Genomic DNA, 22,070 nt, shown 5'->3' with positions numbered 1-22,070 from the left:
AACTAGAAGCGCCTGGCCAGGCTTACACCCAGGTTTACCTGGTTGCCGAAAGTATCTTCCTGGTATTCTTCGTAATACCAGGTGGCGTACAGCCCGATGATGTTTTGCCGGGCAAAGGTGCGCTGCCAGGCCAGGTTCAGCTTGTAGGAAAGCAGGTTGTTGTTGATCTTGTAATTGATATTGTTCCGCTGGTCGTCAGGAGAAATACCGGTGCCGATGCCGAGCGTCAGGAAATCATCCGCCCCGGCGGTGTAATACCGGACGTTGAGGTTAAATGATTTGGACAGGTTATGGTCCCCGGGCGTGAGGTAGGTGCGCAGGTTGAACCAGAAATTGCTGTAATATTTACCAACAGACGCAGTGTACACCCAGGTGGAACTGGAAAAATACAGGTAGCGGAAGCCCAGCTCCGCTTCAAAGCTCTTTGGCAGGTTGGCGTACAGTGAAAACCCCGCCCGGTAGCGGGGAAAAATATCGCTGTCTGAATAGCCCAGCCCCACGTAGGAATAGAACGTATTGGAGAAACGCGGGTATGCTTCGAGCTCTCCCTGAACGCCCCCTTCCCCGAACTTGTTGGCATAATTGACACGCGCTATGACTGAGCCCAGCGGCGTTTGCCGGCTATAGCCAAGGCTTGCCATATGCCAGGCCTGGTCAAATCTTTTATCGAAATAAGTATAGTCGTAGCTGATATCTATCTTGTTCTTCCGTACCTGGTCTTTGATGCTGTTCAGCAGCGCCCGGCCGGCTGCGTTGGCGGGGTTGATGGCCAGCAGCTGGTTGGCAGCTTCCGCGGACTGGTGCAGTTGTTTCATGGCGGCCAATACCCTTGCCTTGCGCAGCAGCAGGTCTTCAGAACGGGGGTGCTGCTCAAGCCCCCGGTTTACGTATTGCAGGGCTTCGGCCGGCCTGTCGTTCCAGTACTCCAGGTCGGCAATGGCCACATAAACATCTTCATATGAGGGCTGCCGCTCCAGTATATATTGAAACTCCGTACGGGCGCTATCCGTTTTATCGCTCCAGGTGTATACACGCCCCAGGAATACCCTGATATCAGCATAGTCAGGACTTTTTGCAAGCGCTATCCTGCAAAGGCGGATGGCTTCCGGGTAGTTTTTGTGGTCAAAGGCGGCCTTTCGCGCTTCCTGGAAAAGCTCGTCAGATGAAAGATGCTCCTGGGCAAACAGGCAACCATAAAACAACAGTAAAAAAAGCGTAGAGAAGACAGTCCTCATACATGAACAGGATATAGTTACGCCAAATATAATTTTATATTTTCTAACGGCTATGATTAACCGGAATATTTCTATATTTACTCTAGCCATAATTCCTGTGAAAATGAAAGTATTAATTGCCGAAGATGATAACCTCATCCGTAAAACAATCGAAGTCAAACTGGCTAAAGACGGGTATACGGTAATAGCCTGCGCAGAAGGTAGTGAAGCCGTGGAAAGTATACAGGCGGAACAGCCTGACGTGGTATTGACAGACATCATGCTGCCCGCTGTTTCCGGCCTGGAGATTGTCAGTACGGTCAAAAACATGGAGAAAGCCATTAAAGTAATGGTACTGTCTGCCATGGGCCAGGAAAACATTGTGGAAGAAGCGTTCAAGCTGGGCGCGGATGATTACATGACCAAGCCCTTCAGCCTTACGGAGCTGTCTATCCGCGTCAAAAAACTGGTAAACTCAATACACTAGCCGTTTGCAACCACTCTCTTTTGTTCAGCCGCGTACTATCGCAGAGTCATCTCTATATGCCTACACTATTTTTTTTGCGGGCATCATCGTATTGATATTGATTGCAACCGGCATTTATCTCCGCATCAAGAAACGGCGGTTCATGCAGGAAAAGCAGGTGCAGGAATTTTTTGACCACTGGTTGAGCGAAGCTCTCTTCGGAGATTTTTCAAACGGGGCTGCAGTGGAGGTGCCGCCGATGCTGCAAGACCTGCCGCATAACAGGATAGCCCGCCAGTATGCCATCAACCAGCTGATCAATACCAGGAAAAATCTCACTGGCGTAGCAGCGCGCAACGTGGTATCCCTGTATGAGCAGCTGGGCCTTCGCGATACCTCGGTCCGCAAGCTACACAGCCATGTCTGGTACCTCAGGGCCAAAGGCATCCACGAATTGTACATGATGGAGCAGCAGGACACAAAGCCGCTGATACAGCAATATACCAACAGCCAGAACGAATACGTGCGCCTGGAAGCGCAGACGGCCATGCTTTCCTTTGAAGGGTTTGCCGGCCTGCATTTCCTGAACACATTAACCCGGCCCATGAACAACTGGCAGCAGGTAAAATTGCTGGACCAGCTGCTCCCGCTAGACCCTGGCCACTTTGAGCAATTGCCGCAGTGGCTGCGCTCTCCCGTAGACAGCGTGGTGGAGTTTGCGCTGAAGCTGGCCGAAATTTACCAGCAAATGCAGGTAAAAGAAGAGGCCACGGCCTGCCTGCAGCATCCATCCCTGAAGGTACAGGTGCAGGCGGTGAAAACATTGACACGTATAGGAGATGAGGCGTCTGCGGCCATACTGGTAGCGCTGTATGCCACCGCCGGCACGCAGCTGCGCAAGGCCATACTGAATGCGCTGGAACATATCGCTTCAGACCAGGAAAGGCCTTTCCTGGAGCAGGAGCTGGAAAACGGCAATCCGGCCGTACAATTGCAGGCAGCCAGAATTGTGGCCAATTGCTGCACCAACGGCATGCAGCTATTGCAGCAGAAAGCCCAGGTGGCGCCGGTGTATGACCGGATATTCCTTCACATTAAATCCCTGCGGGCCAGGTCATGAAAGAAGCAGCAGAAATATTAATATACCTGGTGGTGTCAGGCCTTTTCCTCTATTCAGTGGTGCTGATCTTCTTTTATGTGTTCATTGGCATCAACTCTATTGGGGAAACGCGGGAGTACCTGCATAAGAACAGCTTTACAGATTACCGGCTGCTGGCCGCCTCTCCCCATGCGCCCACAGTAAGCATACTGGCGCCGGCCTATAACGAAGGGGCTACCATTGTAGAAAACGTACGTTCCCTGCTTTCGTTATACTATAATAAACTGGAACTGGTAGTGATCAATGACGGTAGCAAAGACGACAGCCTGCAGAAACTGATAGATGCCTATCAACTGGAGAAAGTAGACTTCTTTGTGAACTATCAGATTCCCACGCAGGAAGTGAAAGCCGTATACCGTACCAAACACCCGGCGTATAACAAGCTGGTGGTGGTAGACAAGGTGAACGGCGGCAAGGCGGATGCGCTGAACGTGGGTATTAATATTGCCAGCCACGATTACATTGTTTGTATTGACGCCGATTGTATACTGGAACATGATGCCATCCTGAAAATGGTAAAGCCGTTCATGGAAGAAGGGGAGGCCAGGGTAATAGCTTCCGGCGGAGTGATCCGCATCGCCAATTCCTGCGAGGTGCGTAACGGCCGGCTGGTACGGGTACACCTCCCGGAAAATTACTGGGCGCGCATGCAGGCGCTGGAATACATCCGGGCATTTTTGCTGGGGCGTATGGCCTGGGCGCGGCTGGATGGCCTTTTACTTATTTCAGGGGCCTTCGGCGCTTTTGACCGGGAAATTGCCATCCGTTGCGGCGGATATAATGTTAATACAGTAGGGGAGGATATGGAACTGGTAGTACGCATGCGCCGCTATATGCATGAGCAGGGGTTGCCTTACAAAGTAACCTACATACCAGACCCCCTTTGCTGGACGGAAGCGCCCGAAACAACGAAGTTGCTGGGCCGCCAGCGCAACCGGTGGACGAGGGGCACCATCGAAACGCTGAAATCCCACAAGATCATTTTCCTGAATCCCCGGTATGACCTGTTGGGAATACTCAGCTATCCGTACTGGCTGTTTTTTGAAATGCTGGCACCGGCTATCGAGTTCACGGGTTTTATCGTATTCCTGGTAATGGCAATAACGGGCCTCATTAACTGGCATATGTTCTTTGCCTTTCTGCTCTTTATCCTGTTTTTCGGCTACCTCAATTCCATTTTTGCCATCTATATGGAGGTATACACCTATAACCAGTACCGCCGCAAAAAAGAGATCAGGAAGCTGATCCTCGCGGCATTTTCCGAACCCTTTCTTTTCCATCCTTTTGTAGTATGGTCTGCCATCAGGGGGTATTTTGACTACTTCCGGAAGAAAAAGAGCTGGGGAGAAATGACGCGGCGCGGTTTCGGGAAACCGGCGGAGAAAGCGCAACAGCCGGGATAATTCCGGCTATTTGTTATGCGCAATGAACAAAGGGCATTTCAGCTGTCTCAGCAACAGGTCTGCCATGCTGCTGCGGAACCAGCGGGATACTGTGCCGCGCTGATAAGCACCCAGCACTATCAGCGTACTTTCGTTCTCCGCTTTCAGCTTGTCGAGTATAGCCTGTTCAGGTTCTCCTTTTAATACAGTGAACACCGCGTCAGGAGAATGGCGGCGCATAAATTCCTTCATGAGTTTGTTTTCCGGCAGATGGCTGTCATCCTCAGGGCCTTTTACCGTAATCACTTCCGTAGGCAGCAACCGCGTAATAGACAGTACGCTGGTAAACATCTTGATGGCAAATACAGAAGAAGGCGCGCCGTCATACAACATCACTACTTTGTCAAGCGGCTGGGCCCTGAGCGGGCTGATCAGCACGGGGCATTGCACATCGGCCAGCAGGTCACGGATGAAGCGGGTAGGCGGTTCTTCCGGGAACCGGGTAAACGTTTCGTCTGCAGATATCACCAGCAGGTCTGCGTATATGCTTTCCCGTAACAGGTCTTGAATGGCAAAGTTCTTGTCCCGGCGAACGGTGTAGTTGAGCTTCTGCGCCTGGCATTGCTCTTCAAACAGCTTCACGGCCGTATCCCGCAGATGCTGGTCTTTTTCTATCATGGCCTGCATATTGTTTTGCTGCAGGGCCTGCGCCACGTCAAAGCTGTTGCGGGTAAAATCGTCCAGGAAAACGCCCACCAGGTGCGCCTGGTGCTGTTTGCTGAGTTGTATGGCAGTTTGAATGCTGCTGTCTGAGAGTTTAAGGCCGTCCAGGGCAACAATGATCTTTTTCATGCTTTAAATTTCAGTTATTTACTTTTTACAGCAGGTGATACCCGTCAGATGTCCAGGTGATGTGCATCAATAACAACCGGCCTGCGGGAAAGTTTATTTCAGCGGCGCCGGGTCAACCCCTTCCGTAGTGATCTCTACGGGTTTGATGAGGCCGTTCTCGTCAAAATACATGCGGTCAATGCAGGTTTCGCGGGAGTTGGCGTCTTTTTCACCGAGGGGGCGGCGGTGGTACACAATATACCAGTTGTCTGTTTTGGCATCGTGTATCACGGAGTGGTGGCCGGCGCCCCGGGCAATGGCAGGGTTTTGCTGCAGTATTTTACCGATGCGTTTGAAAGGCCCCAGCGGGGAGTCTGCAATGGCGTAGGCCACACTATAGTCTGGCCCCGTCCAGCCGCCTTCAGACCACATAAAATAATATTTCCCGTTCTTCCTGAACATGAACGGGCCTTCCACATATTTTTCAGGCGTGATCTCCCTGAAGGTAACGCCGTCTTCAAAAGGCACAAAACCGGTGAAGTCCGCATTCAGGCGCGCTATGTTGCAATGGCGCCAGCCGCCGTAAATAAGGTAATGCTGCCCGTCAGCGTCCCTGAACACAAACTGGTCTATGGGCTGGGCCTTGTTATGGAATTTGTCTATCAGCGGCTTGCCCAGCAGGTCTTTATAAGGCCCTTCCGGTTTATTGGCCACGGCCACCCCTATGCCGCCGGTTTCCGCATCGCTCTGAATGTCATTGGCGCCGAAAAACAGGTAATACTTCTTGTCTTTTTTTATGACAGACGGCGCCCACATGGCACGCTTTGCCCATTTTATGGACGCGGTGTCCAGTATGCGGGCGTGTTTCGTCCACCGCACCAGGTCTGGTGAAGAGAAGGCGTCGAAAAATACCTGCTGGTTGTAAGGCGCGGAAAAAGTAGGGAATATCCAGTAGCGGTTGCCGTAGATGATTCCTTCCGGGTCTGCGTACCAGCCCGGGAAAACAGGGTTGCCGGCTTTTTTCTTTTGTTGGGCCGGCGCAGCGGCCGCCATCAGTACAATGGCAGCGGACAGGATCAGTTGCTTCATGCCGAAATATAATAAAAACGGTGGTCATTGATGAAAAGTAGCGGGAATGTTCATGTTGCGGCGGCTCCTCAATCCGTCCAGTAATTGGATATGAACGAAAATCCGGAGATGTTGAACTCCCCGTCTCCCTTCGCCACCAGGTACAGATCGTGAACGCCCATGGCGTATCTTAACTGGCCGGTCAGCTTCAGGGCAAAAGTGGTATCTGCCGTGTGGGGTATTTTCAGCGTGCCAATGATCCGCCCCCTGGGTTTGTCTATCCTGAACTCCAGCCGCGGAGCGGATTTGCCTTTGATGTTGCTGGACACAAGCACCTCAAACCCAATTTCTCCCATACTCAGGTTCACCTGGCTGAAACCCAGGAAGGCGCCGTCTTTCATCAGGAACTTCTTGTCTGGCGGAGGGGCAGGAGCAGGCGCCTGGCCTCTTGCGGGCAGTGCAATGAACAATAAGATAGCTGCCAGCGCAGCTAGTGCAAGAGGCTTCATAGGATAGGTCCGTTTCTCCGTTTTGCCGCAGCGCGGTGCCGGGTTTGCTGCACGGCGCGGACGGTTATTTACATAAAGATAAATAATAATATCTATTTAAGCGCATCTGCCGTATCATTAAAAAACGCCAATTCTCTTAAAATGAAGAAATTAATGGGCCGTTAATCCCTTATTAGTTCTCCTGTTAAGCCCTGCGCGTTATTTTGTGGCCGATTAAAGCTCCGAGGTATGAATATGATACGAAGATTAGGCGGTACAGGCTGGCTCTTGTTGTGCGTGACCAGCTGCCTGGCACAGCTGCAGCCCACGCGGCAGGCCAATGATTTTTTGCCTTATGTAGACCCGACGGTGGGCAATGTAGGCCATTTGCTGCAGCCCACGCGCCCTACCGTACAGCTGCCTAACCAGGTAATGCGGATGTTTCCTGTCAGAAAAGATTATATAGACGATCAGATTGCCAGTTTTCCGCTGCTGGTGGTGAGCCACCGGCTGGGGGAGGCCTTTGCTGTAAAGCCGCACAGCGGGGAGCTGAAGGCAGACACCTGGAAACAGCCGCTTACCTATGACCACGACCTGGAGGTGATACGGCCATGGCTGTACGAAACCTGGCTGGCAGACGAAGACATCACCGTTAAATTTGCGCCGGGCAAAAAGGCCGGCATTTACCGCTTCCTGTTCCCCGCCGCGAGGCCCGCACACCTGCTCTTCAACACCTACAACAAGGGGCTGCAGCAGTGGCAGTTCAACGGGCGGGAGCTGGCGGCCATGGAAATATGGCACAACGATGTGAAAATATTCCTTTACGGCACCTTTTCACAAAAAGGGGAAGCTGCTGGCTATAACATTACCTTTCAGGCGCCGGAAGTAGAGTTCCGCTACGCCGTTTCCTTTATCAGCGCGGAGCAGGCCAGGAAAAACTACGAAACGGAGCTGCCGCCGGCCATGACCTTTGAAACATTGGCCCGGCAAGGAGAAGAAGCCTGGGCGCAGGTCATCAACCAGGTGCAGGTAAGCGGGGGAACGGAGGCGCAGCGCAGAACTTTTTACTCGGCCCTCTACCGCTGCTATGAGCGCATGGTGAACATCAGCGAAGACGGCGCTTATTACAGCGGGTACGATAAAAAGGTGCACCGCTCCGCCAGGCCGTTTTATGTAGATGACTGGAGCTGGGATACTTACCTGGCCCATCACCCCCTGCGTACCATCCTTAACCCGCAGCAGGAGGAAGACATGCTGCATTCCTATGTGCAGATGTACGCCCAGAGCGGCTGGATGCCTACCTTCCCTGTGCTGTTCGGAGATCATGTGTGCATGAACGGTTTCCATTCTTCCATCACTTTCCTGGACGCCTGGCGCAAAGGCCTCAAAAATTTTGACATTCACAAGGCGTTTGAAGGCATGGTGAAAAACGCCACGCAGGCCACCATGCTGCCTTGGCAAAACGGCCCCAAGGGCCGGCTGGACGATTTTTATTATGCCAGTGGCTACTATCCCGCGCTGCACAAAGGGGAAAAAGAAACAGACCCTATGGTGCACTCCTTTGAAAAACGGCAGGCGGTGGCCGTAACGCTGGGCGGCAGTTATGACGACTGGGCGGTAGCCGAACTGGCCGGTGAGCTGGGGCGAAAAGCGGAGCAGCAACAGTTCCGGGCACGCGCACTGAATTACAAAAATCTCTGGCACCCCGGCGCCCGCATGTTTATGCCGAAAGACGAGAAAGGCAACTGGGTCAGCATAGATCCCAAAATAGACGGGGGCATGGGCGGCCGGGACTATTACGATGAAAATAACGGCTACACCTATCAATGGCAGGTGCAGCACGATATTGAAGGGCTGAAGCAGCTGTTTGGCGGCGCATCTCAAATGGAAGCCGCGCTGGACAAGCTGTACCGTGAGGGGCTGGGCCGCAGCAAGTACGAGTTCTGGGCCGTTTTCCCGGATGCCACAGGCCTTGTGGGACAGTATTCCATGGGCAATGAGCCCAGTTTTCATATTCCGTATCTCTACAATTACACCGGCAGCCCCTGGAAGACGCAGAAGCGCATCCGCTTCCTGCTGGACGTCTGGTTCAAAGACAATGTGTTCGGCATTCCCGGAGATGAAGACGGCGGCGGCATGAGCGCATTTGTGGTATTTTCTTCCATGGGTTTTTACCCGGTAACCCCCGGCAAGCCGGTGTACGCAATTGGCAGCCCGGTATTTGAAAAAGTAACCATCAGTCTGCCGGGCAACAAACAGTTTACTGTGCTGGCCCGCCAATGCTCCGCAGTGAACAAATACATCCAGCGTGCGCGTTTCAACGGTCAGCCGCTGGAAAAACCGGAGTTTGCGCACCAGCAGCTGATGGCTGGCGGTACGCTGGAACTGGAAATGGGGCCTAAACCGAACAAGGAGTGGGGAGCGAAATAGGGAATAATTAAATATTTAATTTAAAAACATACTTTCAGTTTTTAAATTAAATTATTAAGTTTGAGCAATCATAACCACGTCAACAGCCAAACTTAATAATTTTATGAAGCAACCAAACTGGAAGCCGTTCCTCGTTACTTGTGCCATAGCCGGTGTGTGCAGCATGCAGGCCACAGCGCAGGAGCTGAAGCCGGAGCTGCAAAGCGCAATTTTGAAGACACAGCAGGGTGGCATTGTGTTACTGCCCGATTTCCTGACGGAAAAGATCCCTGACCTGCAGTACCAGAAGATCATACTGCCCGGTCCACAGCACGTTATATCCGATGATCCGGAGTACATCCGCGTACCGGAGGCCATTGCCTTGCAGGAGCCGGTGCAGCCGGGCGCAGTACGGTTATATGTATATAATGTGAACGGGGTGAAGGAGCCGGCCAAAATAGACCGGAGAATTACCGCCGTGATCCGTAATACCGGTAAAGGCGATATGCACATCCGCATGCTGAAATATTCTTCACAAAAGCCCAGCACCAATTATTACCAGATCGGCAAGCAAGGGCTGGCAGACTATTTTGCTTCCACGCCGCAGAACGTGATCCGCACGGTGAAGCCCGGTCAGGCCATTGCCATTGATGAAAAGCTGGAAAAATACGTTGCGAAATATGACGAGCTGGTGCATGGCTTCTATGAATTCACCATAGACCAGCCGGGCGAGATCAGCGTGCTGCAGACAGACCTGCAGACATCCGGCCCCAAAGCGCTGGCACGCATCAAACAGGTATTGCCCCCGAAAGGCCACAGTGGCGCCGGCCGCGGAGTGTTCGGCGTGAGCAACTACCGGATAGTAACAGACAGCGTGTATGATACCAAAGACGGGGTGAAGGAAATTATTGTGGCAGACGGTCAGCTGGACCCTTGGGTGCAGGGCAAAGAGAAAAATACGCCCGGAGTAGCACACCTGGCCGGTAACTACGGCGTTATTTACAATATAGAAATGAAGTGGAAAAGCACAGATGGTAAGGGCCTGGCCCTGGTAACCTGGAACTCCCGCAGCGATAATAACCAGTGGTGCGGCGGTATGGCCAACACCATGGTAGTGAGCGAAGGGAAATTCAAGGAAGGCATTATACAGCTGCCCAGTGACCGGTTGATTACCAAAAAAGCGCCGGAAGCCATACTGGTGCAGGTGTTCAAACCCGCGGCCAACGGGGAGGAGCAAATCATCCGGATGACGTATTCTCCGCCGGGTGCGTCTTGTCTGCCCACGCCTTTGATCTTTATACCAGTTGATCTGAAATAATAGAAATCCCGCTTCCGTTACGAAGCGGGATTTTTTTTGCGGCTGCGATTGTTGCCCGCCCTGATCTCATTCCGTAACTGGCGTATTTCGGAAGCCAGCGCCTGTATGCTGGCCGCAGGAGATAAAACGTCCTGTTCATTAAAATTGAGAATGACCGCGGCCGGCGTGCCCAATACTGCGGCAATCTGCTGCAGGCGTTCCAGGCTGATGGCCGTTTTGTTCCTTTCTATCCTGCTGTAGGCCGCTATTGAAATGTTCAGCTGCTGAGCCACGTAGTTTTGTGTGAGATCTTTCAGTTCGCGCACTTTGCGGATGTTATGCCCGATTTGCATCAGTTAACAGATTAAACAATGGTGAAAAAATTAAGTACTCGCGCTATCATTATTTCAACCAATTTAAAATTATTTGGATTGAAAAAGAAAATAAGTTTGCTGTACTGTTTGCGCAAACATTACGGGATAGCCGAAAACCGGGCAATGAACAGAGTAGGCAGCAAAAACCAGAACAAATGCAACCATTAAAAGAACGGGAAATGCGCACGATCAGCGGCGGCAACACCATCAGTGATCCGCATGAACAAACCAATGGCCTCAGGGCCGGCGGGATCATCGGCAAGTACTATACGGCGATCAATAGCTGGATGAGAGACATTATTGTGGCAGATTAAACCGGGCAGGGCCGGCTTGTGCAGCCGGCCCTGCCTTAACTGAATGATATTTTTCACCTTACATTTGTGGCTTACAATGAAACATATGGCGGAGAGATTCTTTTCTGTAGACCAATTGGCGGGCAAATTCAATGAAGAAGCGCTGCTGGCGGCAGATATCTGTAAACGTATCCTGGACAGCGGTTTTGAGGAGTATGCCTATGCCACGCTGGATGCCTATTTTATTTCCGATCAGCAGGAAAAAGTGAAAAAACTGGGCGCCCTTTTTACACAGTTCTACCAGGCAAAGGTGGTAGCAGTGGCGGAGAAAGAGAATTACTGGGAGCTGACGGTGGAATTTCCGCCGTTCCCCCTCAATGAGGACCATCTTTTATGCTGGGCAATAGATCTTTTGCTGAAAGGATATGAACACGATTGCAAGCTGGAGGGCTATGGCACTTATGCAGGTACTGGCAATTATGAATTTCCGGATGAAGACGGCAGCCGCCTGCCCTGGTATTTTGATGAAGCGCTGAAAGCCTATCATAACCGCAATTTCAGTGCTGCCATCATTTATTTCACTTCCGCCATCCGCATCTTCCCCGAAAACCCCAATGCATGGTACTCCCGCGCTATTGCGCGCGACGCGGTTTTCCTGCACGCCAAAGCGCTGGAAGACTTCAATAAGGCTATTGAACTGGCCCCGTCGTTTACGGAGGCGTACATCAACAGGGGCGTGAACAGGGACCTGTCAGGCGAATACGCCGCAGCGCTGGAAGATTTCGGGAAAGCGGTTGCGCTGGATGGTAATAATGCCACCGCCTATTTGAACATCGGCAACACCCATCTCCATATGGGTAACCTGGCTGGGGCCTGTGCCGCCTGGGAAAAAGCGCGGGAGCTGGGGGCGGAGTACGCCGCGGAGCAACTGGCGCTGCATTGTAAATAAGCGAATTGCTGCTTACTTTACAGGAAGCTATGAAAACGCATGCAGATATCAGGAAGATTGCCGAAAGGTATAACATGCTCCCCAATATATTGTGGACCGTGGTGAACCTGGCCCCGGTATATGTTTTTTGTTACCGGCAAGTGCCACTACTGCACCTGGTTATCATACTTTCCGTTGCCCTGGTTACCGCTTTTTTACCGGCCCGCTGGTACAAGCTGCTGCAACTGGGCCGCCACGCCACGGCTTACCGCAGGGTGGGCATCCTGTTCATCCGCAGGTTCAGCCAGGATGGAGACCTGATCAACCGCATACTCCGGCGGAAGTACCCGAACTACAAGGTGATCAGGGACGCATCTCAAAACCGCCGTTATATACAGCGTTCGTATATGTATGAGCGCTGCCATGTGGCGGTTTGCGTGGCCATGCTGGCGCTGGCGGTGTACGCCTTGTGCGGGCGGCAATACGGCTGGGCGCTGGTGATCATGCTGAACAACCTGCTGTATAATATTTATCCTGTCTGGCTGCAGCAATACAACCGCCTGCGGCTGCAGGCAATCATGAACAGGCGCAGTTAACCGCCAGAAAAGAGAAGACCGGGCGCTGAGGCCCGGGCTTTTGCTTTTTGGGATTAGAACATCCTGGATGTAAGATGTGTTGTTAGGAGAATGTATCAATGGTATTGCAGGCACAAAAGTAGGGGGCCTGCGAAATATGTGAAAGCGCATTGGGGTCAAGTGTAGAATTTGCAGGTTGAACTGTAGTTTTTATATACAAATTTGAGATCAGCCCCGAAAATCCTAACTTGATAAGCATCAAACAAGGTATATTATGAATACTCCCCAAATAGCGGCGCGGCTGGTAGAACTGTGCCGCTCCGGTCAGTTTGAGGCCGCCCAGCAAGAACTGTACGCAGAAGATGTGGTCAGCATTGAACCTTATGCCAGTGAGGGTTTTGAAAAAGAGACCAAAGGCCTGGCGGCTAATTTGGCCAAGGCCCGGAAGTTTGATAGTATGCTGGAGGCCACCCATAGCATCAAGGTGTCTGAACCATTGGTTGCCGGCAATATTATTGCTTTTACGCTGGAAATGGATGTGACCATGAAAGGGCGGGAGCGCTCCTCTTTCAACGAACTTTGTGTGTACCATGTAAAGGACGGCAAGATTATTTCAGAGCAGTTTTTTATGTGAGGCTTGATACGAATGGGTTTACCATTTCAATACCTGTAATAGCAGCTTCCAGCCACCGGCGGTGTGCGCCCATACGCGCAGGTAGCTTTCCTGCTTGCCGCCGTGGAGGGTATAGCCGTAGATGTAGGCAAGGTCGCGGCTTTGTGCCATTACGCCTGCCAGCGGGGTGAAGGTAATATCCGGAGGCATTTGCCGGAGCGCAGCCAGTATTGATGCAGGGCCCTGGAAGGGGTGCTGCCCGTTGATGTTGAGCCAGGACGCGGGCAGGAGCACGGCCTGCAAAGCCGCCTGCGGCCCGTGGCGGAACTGTTCCAGGAATGCGTTTTCAACAGCCGTGGCGCTGGTGTCTGCGGAGGGCAGATGTTCATTGTACTGCTGCAGCGGGCGGAGGTTGAAAAGTGACGTGGGATAGGTGATGCCTAGGTCAGCCAGGAAATGCCACTCACCGCTGGCGTTTTTCAGCCATATGGTGCTGTATTGTCCGCAGCCCAGTACACTATCTTGCAGGGATTTGCGGAATTCGAAGGGGCCGGTGGTGAATCCTGAATTGCCATCGGCCGCAGTGCAGGCAAAGACCGGTTGCCACAGCAATTTGCCGGCTGGCGCGGGCGCTTGCTGCCAGTACTGCCGGGCGCCGAGCACGCGGCCCTCATGAAATATCACACTGCCGCTGTCGGTGTATTGCAGAAAAGCTGCTTTCATGCCGTGTTGCAAGGCATAGCCTGAAAAAGCATATTCCGCCGCGGCGGCGCCGGCAGGCGGAGAAACCTGCGCGGCAGTACTTTCAAGCAGGCCGCAGCAGAGGAGGAGAAGGTAAAGTCGCTTCATTTTTTCTGTTAAATGTAGGTTGGTGTACTTCCCCGGGGCATGACTTTGCGCTGGAATGGCGGCGGGACGCTGCTGAAGTGGCAAAATTGATGACCCGGCAGGAATGGGAAAGAGGCCCGCCGCCATTCCCGCGCCAATAGTGGTCATGCAGCTTTCCCGTCACTTCAGCACCCATTTCCGTCATTTCAACACCTGTTTTTAATAATTCACCACGGGTGGTTTGAAAATAGCCGCCTGTTCCTCAACTTTACAAATGGAATACCTGTATCGGCCATGAACATACCTGAGAAAAAACTCCGGGTTTACGGATACTGCGCCCTGAGCGTCTTCTTTTTTATCTTCTTTATGCTGGAGATGTTTTTCTCTCCATGGAACGTACATTTACTGGTACCCAAGGCCATTGTGTTCACCCTGCTGTTCACCGCCGCCGTGTGGGAGCCTACCCGTTACGTCATCCTCTCCCTCAGAAAGAAAAAACCGGGGCTCGCTTTCTCCTGGTACCGCATGCGCACCGCCATGCTGATGTTATTGCCGTACGGACTGCTGCTCACCTGGGTAAGGGTATTCATTGAGAACTATACGCTCATATGGGGCGTGAAGATCAATTTTGCCTGGTATTATTTCTGGACGGCCAGCACCGTACTGCTGTTCATCATGCTGCAGGTAGCCGTTTATGAAGGCATCTATTATTTCCAGCAATGGAAGAACGCCGTCACCGAAGCGGAAGAGCTGAAACGGCTGCACCTGGAAAGCCAGTTTGACGCGCTCAAGGTACAGATACAGCCGCATTTCCTGTTCAATACCCTCAACACGCTGGTAGGCCTGGTGGAGCTGGATAAAGTGCGTGCCCGCAAATTCACGGAAGAGCTGGCCTATGTATACCGCTACCTGCTGGAAGCGAACGAGAACGTGTTCATCAGTCTGGAAGACGAGCTGAATTTCACCAAAGCCTTCTTCTTCCTGCTCAAGAACCGTTACGATGAAGGCCTGTACCTCCACATCAGCGGCAGCGAACGCACCGCCCGGCTCAAAGTGCCGCCCCTCTGCCTGCAAATGCTGATAGAGAACGCGGTCAAACATAATGTGATCACCAAAGCCCACCCGCTTCACATCACCGTTCATATCGATGCCGAAGCCGGCCGGGCCACCGTGAGCAATAACCTCCAGCGCAAACGCGGGGCGGTAAGCACGGGCAAAGGCCTGCTGCATTTAAAAGAAAAATTCCGGTTGCTGGAGCTGCCGGACATGCATATTGAGGAAACTGCAAACAGCTTTGCGGTAGCCATTCCAATACTTAAACCCCTGCCATATGAAAGTATTGATCATTGAAGATGAAGCTATTGCCGGCAAACTGCTGAAGAGCACCATAGCGGCCATTGACCCGGATATAGAGGTGGTACACATCCTTGACAGCGTTGAGGCCAGCGTGCAATACCTGGAAACACGTCCCCGGCTCGACCTCATTTTCCTGGACATTGAGCTGGGAGACGGCCAGACCTTTGAGATATTTAAAAAAGTTAAGATAGAAGCTCCGCTTATTTTTGTAACCGCTTACCAGGAGCATGCCCTGAAGGCCTTCAAGCTGAACAGCGTTGACTACCTGCTGAAACCGGTCAACAAGGAAGAGCTGGCCGCCGCCCTCACCAAGTACGGGCGCCTGCACCAGCGGCAACAGCAGGCAGTGACGGAAAACATCTACCAGTTCCTCCATCGCCTGCATGAAGGAGCGGGCACGTACAAAGACCGCTTCCTGGCCCGCAACGGCACCCGCCTCATCTCCATACCGGTAGGGGATATTGCGTACTTTTATACACGTGACAAAATGCAGTACATCAAAACGGAACATCAGCAAGACTATATTATAGACAAACGGCTGGATGATATTGAAGGCGAGGTCAGCCCCAAATCCTTTTTCCGCCTCAACCGCCAGTTCATTGTCAGCTACCGTCATATTGAAAAAGTACATACCTGGTTCAACGGCAAACTGAAAGTACAGGTAAAACCCGCTGCCTACGAAGATATTATTGTAAGCCGCCTCAAGGCGAACGATTTCAAGAAGTGGCTGGGTGGAGAGTGAGATATTACAAATTAAGAACAAACGTTTGCAGAATAAATTCCCCCGGCTGGTATTTCCCTTACTTTAAATGTAAAAAATACGCCCCATACTTTTTTTTGTAAATGGGTAAATAGTATTATTTTGCGTTAAGATGGTTTTATAACAATCGATTGTAATTCCATGTTAATGCGGGGCCGATAAGGCAAAGCCGGTGATGAACAAACCGGCGAAAAAGACCCCCCGCCAGAAAAACGTAAAAGTAGCTATATGAAAAAGCGAAGAGAGGAGATACTGCCGGAAAGCCAGATCAGACAAAGATTTGCATATATTCCTGCGTAAGAACAAAATCGATAATTGAGACGAACGCCAATCTTTTGATGGAGACACATTCGTAGCGGGACCAATTCCAACACGGCTTCTGAAGAAGCGTCTCTGAAAAAACCAATTTTCTAAACTGAAACTAAACCACGATTTAAATCTTTTTCCACGTATGCGCGTGTAATCATCATTAGACAGAAAGCAGCCAATTGAGTGCAAACGTTTGCATCCTGCAGAGGATGTTATAAGCTATATGCCGTGCTTCAACACGGTAACGGGAACTTTTTTCTTGCCTTACTTAAAATCGAACGTTATGTTTAATTGTTTACCGATTTCAATATCCCCACGCCGGCTGAGCGTCAGGTGGATATTCATGGCGTGTATCCCGCTGGCAGGCCTGCTGCAGGGAACCGCCGTCAAAGCCTCTCCCGGGCTTTATTTCCAACAGGAGAGAGTGATCAAGGGCCGCGTAACGGATGAAGCACAGGCGCCGTTGCCCGGCGTAACCGTTGCGCTTAAGGGCACCTCTTCAGGCACCGTTACAGACGCCAACGGCAGTTTTTCATTGAAAGTAACAACCGCAGAAGGCATCCTGGAATTTTCCTTCATCGGCTACGCCAAACAGGAAGTGGCTTTCTCCGGCAACGCGCCGGTTACCGTACAGCTCAAATCAGACCAGAAAGCGCTGGGTGAAGTAGTGGTGGTAGGTTACGGCACGCAAAAGAAGGTGAACCTGGTGGGGGCGGTATCTGCCGTAAAGGTAGATGAGGCCATCACCAACCGTTCTTTGCCCAACGCTTCTTCAGCGCTTTCAGGGCTGGTACCTGGCCTGGCGGTAACGCAATCTTCCGGCATGGCGGGTCGCAACAGTGCCAATCTCATCATCCGCGGCCTGGGTACGGTCAATAACGCCAACCCGCTGGTAGTGGTAGACGGTATGCCTGATGTAGACATCAACCGCGTAAACGTAAATGACATTGAAAGCATTTCCGTACTGAAAGACGCTACTTCCGCTTCCGTATACGGTTCCCGCGCGGCCAACGGCGTTATTCTCATCACCACCAAATCTGGCAAGGGCCAGAAGAAAACACAGCTCAATTTCAACGGTACCTATGCGGTAACCCAGCCTACCAAAGCTTTTGACTTTATGGCTGATTACCCGCGCGGCCTCACATTGCACCAGCGCCAGGCGGCCGTAGGCCAGCTGCGCTCCAACTGGCTGTTCAAAGACGGTACCATTGACCAGTGGATGGCGCTGGGCATGATCGACCCGCTCCGCTATCCGAATACAGACTGGTGGGACATCATCAGCCGTAACGGCCAGCTGCAGAACTACAACCTCTCTGCTTCCGGCGGGGGAGATAATTCCAACTTCTTCTTCTCCATCGGCGTGATGGACGAAAAAGGCCTGCAGATCAATAATGATTTCAAACGTTACAACGCCCGCTTCAACTATGATTACAAGCTGCGCAAGAACATGAACATCGGCGTGCGTTTTAACGGTAACTGGTCTAAATTCCTGTATGCGCTCGAAGACGGTTTTACGGATGACAATAGTACCAACACCGCCGGGTTTGACCTGCAGTACGCCATTGCCGGCATTCTGCCCTACGATCCGAAATCCGGTTACTACGGCGGCGTGATGGCGTATAATGAAGATGCGCAGGCGTACAACCCCTACACGGTATATGTCAACACCCTCAACCGCCAGAACCGGCAGGAGGCCAATACCACCGCGTACATAGACTGGACGCCCATTGAAGGGCTCACCGGCCGTATAGACTATTCGCTGAACTATTATAACGATTTCCGCTGGAATGCCAACACGCCCAACCGCGCCTACAATTTCCAGACAGGCGCTTTTGGCAGCCGTGTATACGTGGGAGATAACGCAGGGGTGAACAACTACACCAATACCGGTTACAAAACCATGCTCAACGGCCGTATCAGCTACCAGAAAAAGATTGCGCGGAACCATGACATCAGCGCATTGTTCGTATACAGTGAAGAGTTCTGGTATGACAGGTACCAGGGCAGCGGCCGTAATGACCGGTTACACCCTACGCTGCATGAAATAGACGCGGCGCTCACCCAGATACAGAGCACCGGCGGCAACTCCGGCACGGAAGGGCTGCGTTCCTACATCGGGCGTATCAACTATACGGCGTTCGACAAGTACCTGTTTGAAGCCAATGCCCGCTACGATGGTTCTTCCAAATTCCTGCCGGGCAGCCAGTACGGCTTTTTCCCCTCTGTGGCCGTTGGCTGGCGGTTCACGGAAGAGAACTTCATCAGCAACTTCACCAAAAACATACTGAGCCAGGGCAAACTCCGCTTTTCTTACGGCGGGCTGGGCAACAACAGCGGTGTGGGCAGGTATGAGCAGCAAACCACGCTGGATGGCAACCACTATTTTGTAGACAATACCATAGCCAAGGGCGTGGTATACAAGAAAATGGTGAACAGGTCACTTTCCTGGGAGACCACTTCCGTCATGAATATCGGTCTCGACCTGGGCTTCTTTGACAGCCGCCTGATGGCGGAGCTGGACTATTATGACCGCCTCACCACCGGAATGAACCGGCCTTCTGAAATGTCTATCCTCCTCACCGGCGCCTACGATGCGCCCCGCAGGAACATCGGCAACCTCCGCAACAAAGGGGTGGAGCTGAACCTCACCTGGACAGACAAGGCGGGCCAGTTCAACTATATGATCAATGCCAACGCTTCCTACAACTCCACGCGACTGGAAAAATGGAACGAGTTCCTGGGCAAGGGTTACACCTTCCTGGACATGCCTTACCACTTCGTGTATACGTATGAAGACATCGGCATTGCCCAAACCTGGGAAGATGTGTATAACGCCGCCCCGCAAGGCGCCTCTCCCGGGGATATTCTCCGGAAAGACCTGAACGGGGACGGGAGGATCACGGCGGAAGACAAAAAAGCCTATCCCAATTTCCAGCGGGATATGCCCACCACTTTCTTTGCGCTGAACGGCCACCTCTCCTGGAAAAACTTTGACCTGGGCGTACTGCTGCAGGGCGCTGCCGGCCGCAAGGATTTTGTGACCAACAACTACAACAATACCAACCCTGCCAGCGCCCGCTATGCGTGGACCTGGGACCACTGGAACAACGCCTGGAACCTTGACAACCGCTCCGGCATCTGGCCACGCCTGGCCGGCATTGGCGGCAACCGCGAAGAAACTTCTTACTGGCTGGACAATATGGCCTATCTGCGCGTAAAGAACATCCAGGTCGGCTACAGCATTCCCGGCCACATCCTGAAAAGGCTGCACATCAATTCCTTCCGGATATTCGGCTCCGCGGAAAACATTGCCACCATCACCAATTACCGCGGTCTTGACCCTGAGGTGACCGGCAACAGGAGCAATGCATACCCCGTGAATAAATCTTATTCCGCCGGTATTAATGTTGGGCTTTAAAACGAAAACAATGAAAAGATCAATTGCAAAAATATATCTGATAGGCATGCTGGCAGGCTGGGGCGTATTGACCTCCGGTTGCGTGAAAAACCTGCTTGACCAGGCGCCTACGGTAGACCTTGAACTGAACAACTTCTGGAAAACAGAATCAGACGCCACCCTCGCCATTATGGGTACCTACGCAGACGTGCGCGCCCTGTTTGACAGGGATTACCTGATGGAGGGCCATGGAGAATATGTAAGGGTACGGGGCAGCGCCGTGAGCAGTTCAGACCTCCGCCTTGGAGACGCGTACCAGGGATCTGGCGGTATCTATGACCCTACCGGTTATGCGGACAAATGGGATAAAATGTATCGTTATCTCTACGGCGGCATTAACCGTTGCAACTGGGTGATAGATAATGTGAACCTGTTGATCGATAAAGAAGGCATTTCCAGGACGAACATGGAGCGCATTCTTGGCGAAGCGCGGCTGCTGCGCGGCATGTGTTATTTCAAGCTGATTTCCATGTGGGGAGACGTGCCCTACATCGGTAAAACCATTACCAGCAACGATGAGGTAGCCAACCTCGCAAGAACACCCATAGGACAGGTGAAAGACTCCATTATGGAAGACTTTGCTTATGCCTTTGACAAGCTGCCCGTTAAGTCACCGGAAATAGGCCGTGCTTCCAAACCGGCCGCGCTGGCTTTCCGTGGCAAGCTGCAATTATACTGGGCCTCCTGGAACCATTTCGGATGGCCGGAGCTGGAAGGTTTTGTGCCAGACGCTGCTGCCGCTACTGCTGCCTACACCGCCGCCGCGGCAGATTTCCGGAGCGTGATCAACGACTATGGGCTGACGCTTTTCCGGAACGGCGAGCCCGGGGAGATTGACGAGCTGGGCAAAGCAGAGAAATTGCCCAATTATTTTTACCTCTTCCTGCCCGTGGCCAACGGTAATCCTGAAATGATCATGTCCTTCCCTCACGGTGGTACCGGTACCAATCAGGGAGAAGAGCTGATGCGCGATGTGGCAGGCCGCTCGCACGAAGGTTCTCAGGGCTGGGTAATGCCCCGGTACGAGATTGCTGACAGGTATCAGAGTACCGTTACCGGAGATTTTGTTACGCCGCTCATTCCCATGAACCCTACAGACGTGCCCGGCGCCAGAACGGCTCCCAACTCTGCCGTGAACCCGCAGAGCTACCTGAACAGGGATTACAGGATGAAGTCTTCCATCATGTGGGACTATGAAATGAGCATTGGCATGATCAGCCTGAAATCAACCGGCTGGTGCCCCTTCATCTACAAAACCTGGAACGCCGCCGTTACCATAGACGGTGTGAAGTACACCACCTATAATACGGACGGCAACAACTCCGGCTATGTGTTCCGCAAATTCCTCCGCAACTACGCCGGGCAGGGCCGCAGTGACGGTGACTACGCCTGGCCGGTGATGCGCCTGGCAGATGTGTTCCTGATGTATGCGGAAGCCACCAACGAAGTGAGCGGTCCGCAGGCAGACGCCATTGCACTGGTGAACAAGGTACGCCACCGCGGCAACCTGCCGCCTTTGTCTGCCGCCAAAACGGCTTCCAAAGAAGCGTTCTTTGCCGCTATTGAGCAGGAGCGCATTGTGGAGCTGCTGGGCGAAGGCCAGCGCGGTTTTGACCTGCGCCGTTGGAGAGCGCTGGAAAGAGTGTGGGGCCCTCCGGGCAGCGCAGGCGTTTGGCGCAGGGATACGCATGGCGCCAACCAGCAACGTTATTATCAGAACACGCCGGAAAGAACGTACCAGCAGAACTATATTTTCCGGATTCCGCCCGGCGAGCGTGACCGTAACCCGAACCTGACGCAGAACACGCCCTGGCTGTAAACGATTCCTGAAACTTTTAAAAATGACTGAAATGAAAAAATATATTTCTATAGCCGCTTTGCTGATGCTGGTTGCTCTTGCATGGAGCAGCTGCAGCAAAGATAAACCGGTAGATGAAGATGGTTTGCTGATCACCACCCGTGCGGAATGTTATGTGAGCAATTTTGAACTGCTGGGGGCAGATTTCCAGACTGTGAGAACGAAGAACGCGGTAATAGACACCACGGCCTGCACCATTAACGTAGAAGTGTTTTACGGTACAGACCTGAAAAACCTCTGGCCGCAGTTCTCCCTGGTTACAGACGCCAAGCTAGACCCGAAAATTACCGGGAAGGTAGATTTCTCTGACCTTGCCAACCCCAAACAGTACACCGTAGTGTCAGGTAACCGGCAGGTGAGAAAGACGTACAAGATTTTTATTACCGTTAAGCAATAAAAACAGGA

The 22,070-nt window shown here is 52.3% G+C and carries 20 protein-coding genes; 14 read left to right on the top strand and 6 right to left on the bottom strand.

The window, feature by feature from the left end; all coding sequences use genetic code 11:
- Window positions 1-2: 2 nt before the first annotated feature.
- A complete protein-coding gene (locus ABDW36_RS13180; protein WP_343702373.1) occupies window positions 3-1,235 on the bottom strand; it encodes a YaiO family outer membrane beta-barrel protein in 1,233 nt (410 codons plus the stop codon).
- A 103-nt stretch (window positions 1,236-1,338) separates the two neighbouring features.
- On the opposite strand from ABDW36_RS13180, the gene ABDW36_RS13175 reads away from it, so the two are divergent.
- The 3 genes from ABDW36_RS13175 to ABDW36_RS13165 are packed head-to-tail and all read left to right on the top strand — an operon-like array spanning window position 1,339 to window position 4,242.
- Entirely contained in the window at window positions 1,339-1,701 is a 363-nt protein-coding gene (locus ABDW36_RS13175; protein WP_343702372.1) for a response regulator, read from the top strand.
- 4 nt (window positions 1,702-1,705) lie between these two features.
- A complete protein-coding gene (locus ABDW36_RS13170; protein WP_343702371.1) occupies window positions 1,706-2,800 on the top strand; it encodes a HEAT repeat domain-containing protein in 1,095 nt (364 codons plus the stop codon).
- The gene (locus ABDW36_RS13165; RefSeq protein WP_343702370.1) at window positions 2,797-4,242 is read left to right on the top strand and encodes a glycosyltransferase; all 1,446 of its coding nucleotides are present in this window, start codon (window positions 2,797-2,799) and stop codon (window positions 4,240-4,242) included. The genes ABDW36_RS13170 and ABDW36_RS13165 overlap by 4 nt, the downstream gene beginning before the upstream one ends.
- Window positions 4,243-4,248: 6 nt before the next feature.
- Here ABDW36_RS13165 and ABDW36_RS13160 read toward each other — a convergent pair whose 3' ends face one another.
- From ABDW36_RS13160 to ABDW36_RS13150, 3 genes are all read right to left on the bottom strand, one after another.
- Complete coding sequence (locus ABDW36_RS13160) at window positions 4,249-5,073, bottom strand: universal stress protein (RefSeq protein WP_343702369.1); 825 nt, start codon at window positions 5,071-5,073, stop codon at window positions 4,249-4,251.
- Window positions 5,074-5,166: 93 nt separating this feature from the next.
- A complete protein-coding gene (locus ABDW36_RS13155) occupies window positions 5,167-6,141 on the bottom strand; it encodes a glycoside hydrolase family 43 protein (protein ID WP_343702368.1) in 975 nt (324 codons plus the stop codon).
- 68 nt (window positions 6,142-6,209) lie between these two features.
- On the bottom strand, window positions 6,210-6,629 hold the full coding sequence (locus ABDW36_RS13150; protein ID WP_343702367.1) for a carbohydrate-binding protein: 420 nt from the start codon (window positions 6,627-6,629) through the stop codon (window positions 6,210-6,212).
- 234 nt (window positions 6,630-6,863) lie between these two features.
- Here ABDW36_RS13150 and ABDW36_RS13145 point away from each other — a divergent pair, with 234 nt between their 5' ends.
- Together ABDW36_RS13145 and ABDW36_RS13140 are read left to right on the top strand one after the other, a co-directional pair.
- Window positions 6,864-9,038 carry a GH92 family glycosyl hydrolase gene (locus ABDW36_RS13145; protein ID WP_343702366.1) on the top strand — a complete coding sequence of 725 codons (2,175 nt, stop codon included), beginning with the start codon at window positions 6,864-6,866 and terminating at the stop codon, window positions 9,036-9,038.
- Window positions 9,039-9,141: 103 nt separating this feature from the next.
- Window positions 9,142-10,335, top strand: coding sequence for a copper amine oxidase (locus ABDW36_RS13140; RefSeq protein ID WP_343702365.1), 1,194 nt, complete (start codon window positions 9,142-9,144; stop codon window positions 10,333-10,335).
- A gap of 17 nt (window positions 10,336-10,352) precedes the next feature.
- On the opposite strand, the gene ABDW36_RS13135 is transcribed toward ABDW36_RS13140, so the two are convergent.
- A complete protein-coding gene (locus tag ABDW36_RS13135; protein ID WP_343702364.1) occupies window positions 10,353-10,667 on the bottom strand; it encodes a helix-turn-helix transcriptional regulator in 315 nt (104 codons plus the stop codon).
- A 176-nt stretch (window positions 10,668-10,843) separates the two neighbouring features.
- Between ABDW36_RS13135 and ABDW36_RS13130 the strand changes: the two genes are divergently transcribed.
- The 4 genes from ABDW36_RS13130 (at window position 10,844) to ABDW36_RS13115 (ending at window position 13,118) form a co-directional block, all read left to right on the top strand.
- Complete coding sequence (locus ABDW36_RS13130) at window positions 10,844-11,002, top strand: hypothetical protein (RefSeq protein ID WP_343702363.1); 159 nt, start codon at window positions 10,844-10,846, stop codon at window positions 11,000-11,002.
- Between the two features lie 85 nt (window positions 11,003-11,087).
- Entirely contained in the window at window positions 11,088-11,930 is an 843-nt protein-coding gene (locus ABDW36_RS13125) for a tetratricopeptide repeat protein (RefSeq protein ID WP_343702362.1), read from the top strand.
- 29 nt (window positions 11,931-11,959) lie between these two features.
- Window positions 11,960-12,505 carry a hypothetical protein gene (locus ABDW36_RS13120; RefSeq protein ID WP_343702361.1) on the top strand — a complete coding sequence of 182 codons (546 nt, stop codon included), beginning with the start codon at window positions 11,960-11,962 and terminating at the stop codon, window positions 12,503-12,505.
- Window positions 12,506-12,758: 253 nt separating this feature from the next.
- Window positions 12,759-13,118, top strand: coding sequence for a nuclear transport factor 2 family protein (locus ABDW36_RS13115; RefSeq protein ID WP_343702360.1), 360 nt, complete (start codon window positions 12,759-12,761; stop codon window positions 13,116-13,118).
- 18 nt (window positions 13,119-13,136) lie between these two features.
- Here the strand turns inward: ABDW36_RS13115 and ABDW36_RS13110 are convergent, their stop codons facing one another.
- Window positions 13,137-13,946 (bottom strand): hypothetical protein, encoded by an 810-nt coding sequence (locus ABDW36_RS13110; RefSeq protein WP_343702359.1) that lies wholly within the window; start codon window positions 13,944-13,946, stop codon window positions 13,137-13,139.
- 345 nt (window positions 13,947-14,291) lie between these two features.
- Between ABDW36_RS13110 and ABDW36_RS13105 the strand changes: the two genes are divergently transcribed.
- From ABDW36_RS13105 to ABDW36_RS13085, 5 genes are all read left to right on the top strand, one after another.
- Window positions 14,292-15,275: a sensor histidine kinase gene (locus ABDW36_RS13105; protein ID WP_343702358.1), complete on the top strand. Its 984-nt coding sequence runs from the start codon at window positions 14,292-14,294 to the stop codon at window positions 15,273-15,275.
- Window positions 15,256-16,023, top strand: coding sequence for a LytTR family DNA-binding domain-containing protein (locus tag ABDW36_RS13100; RefSeq protein WP_343702357.1), 768 nt, complete (start codon window positions 15,256-15,258; stop codon window positions 16,021-16,023). The genes ABDW36_RS13105 and ABDW36_RS13100 overlap by 20 nt, the downstream gene beginning before the upstream one ends.
- A 670-nt stretch (window positions 16,024-16,693) precedes the next feature.
- Window positions 16,694-19,768 (top strand): TonB-dependent receptor, encoded by a 3,075-nt coding sequence (locus ABDW36_RS13095; RefSeq protein WP_343702356.1) that lies wholly within the window; start codon window positions 16,694-16,696, stop codon window positions 19,766-19,768.
- Window positions 19,769-19,778: 10 nt separating this feature from the next.
- Window positions 19,779-21,626: a RagB/SusD family nutrient uptake outer membrane protein gene (locus ABDW36_RS13090; protein ID WP_343702355.1), complete on the top strand. Its 1,848-nt coding sequence runs from the start codon at window positions 19,779-19,781 to the stop codon at window positions 21,624-21,626.
- 31 nt (window positions 21,627-21,657) lie between these two features.
- A complete protein-coding gene (locus tag ABDW36_RS13085; protein WP_343702354.1) occupies window positions 21,658-22,062 on the top strand; it encodes a hypothetical protein in 405 nt (134 codons plus the stop codon).
- The last annotated feature ends 8 nt before the right edge of the window (window positions 22,063-22,070 follow it).

The sequence above is a fragment of the Chitinophaga sp. genome (assembly GCF_039596455.1).
Classification (GTDB): Bacteria; Bacteroidota; Bacteroidia; order Chitinophagales; family Chitinophagaceae; genus Chitinophaga.
The sequence above is the reverse complement of the archived record's forward strand: the minus strand, read 5'-3'. Positions and strand labels throughout refer to the sequence as shown.

Coding starts and splice junctions, on each gene's coding strand:
- ABDW36_RS13150 (WP_343702367.1), bottom strand. CDS start 6,629: ATGAAGCCTCTTGCACTAGCTGCGCTGGCAGCTATCTTATTGTTCATT.
- ABDW36_RS13140 (WP_343702365.1), top strand. CDS start 9,142: ATGAAGCAACCAAACTGGAAGCCGTTCCTCGTTACTTGTGCCATAGCC.
- ABDW36_RS13160 (WP_343702369.1), bottom strand. CDS start 5,073: ATGAAAAAGATCATTGTTGCCCTGGACGGCCTTAAACTCTCAGACAGC.
- ABDW36_RS13120 (WP_343702361.1), top strand. CDS start 11,960: ATGAAAACGCATGCAGATATCAGGAAGATTGCCGAAAGGTATAACATG.
- ABDW36_RS13125 (WP_343702362.1), top strand. CDS start 11,088: ATGGCGGAGAGATTCTTTTCTGTAGACCAATTGGCGGGCAAATTCAAT.
- ABDW36_RS13115 (WP_343702360.1), top strand. CDS start 12,759: ATGAATACTCCCCAAATAGCGGCGCGGCTGGTAGAACTGTGCCGCTCC.
- ABDW36_RS13110 (WP_343702359.1), bottom strand. CDS start 13,946: ATGAAGCGACTTTACCTTCTCCTCCTCTGCTGCGGCCTGCTTGAAAGT.
- ABDW36_RS13095 (WP_343702356.1), top strand. CDS start 16,694: ATGGCGTGTATCCCGCTGGCAGGCCTGCTGCAGGGAACCGCCGTCAAA.
- ABDW36_RS13155 (WP_343702368.1), bottom strand. CDS start 6,141: ATGAAGCAACTGATCCTGTCCGCTGCCATTGTACTGATGGCGGCCGCT.
- ABDW36_RS13105 (WP_343702358.1), top strand. CDS start 14,292: ATGCTGGAGATGTTTTTCTCTCCATGGAACGTACATTTACTGGTACCC.
- ABDW36_RS13100 (WP_343702357.1), top strand. CDS start 15,256: ATGAAAGTATTGATCATTGAAGATGAAGCTATTGCCGGCAAACTGCTG.
- ABDW36_RS13145 (WP_343702366.1), top strand. CDS start 6,864: ATGATACGAAGATTAGGCGGTACAGGCTGGCTCTTGTTGTGCGTGACC.
- ABDW36_RS13130 (WP_343702363.1), top strand. CDS start 10,844: ATGCAACCATTAAAAGAACGGGAAATGCGCACGATCAGCGGCGGCAAC.
- ABDW36_RS13165 (WP_343702370.1), top strand. CDS start 2,797: ATGAAAGAAGCAGCAGAAATATTAATATACCTGGTGGTGTCAGGCCTT.
- ABDW36_RS13135 (WP_343702364.1), bottom strand. CDS start 10,667: ATGCAAATCGGGCATAACATCCGCAAAGTGCGCGAACTGAAAGATCTC.
- ABDW36_RS13090 (WP_343702355.1), top strand. CDS start 19,779: ATGAAAAGATCAATTGCAAAAATATATCTGATAGGCATGCTGGCAGGC.
- ABDW36_RS13085 (WP_343702354.1), top strand. CDS start 21,658: ATGAAAAAATATATTTCTATAGCCGCTTTGCTGATGCTGGTTGCTCTT.
- ABDW36_RS13175 (WP_343702372.1), top strand. CDS start 1,339: ATGAAAGTATTAATTGCCGAAGATGATAACCTCATCCGTAAAACAATC.
- ABDW36_RS13180 (WP_343702373.1), bottom strand. CDS start 1,235: ATGAGGACTGTCTTCTCTACGCTTTTTTTACTGTTGTTTTATGGTTGC.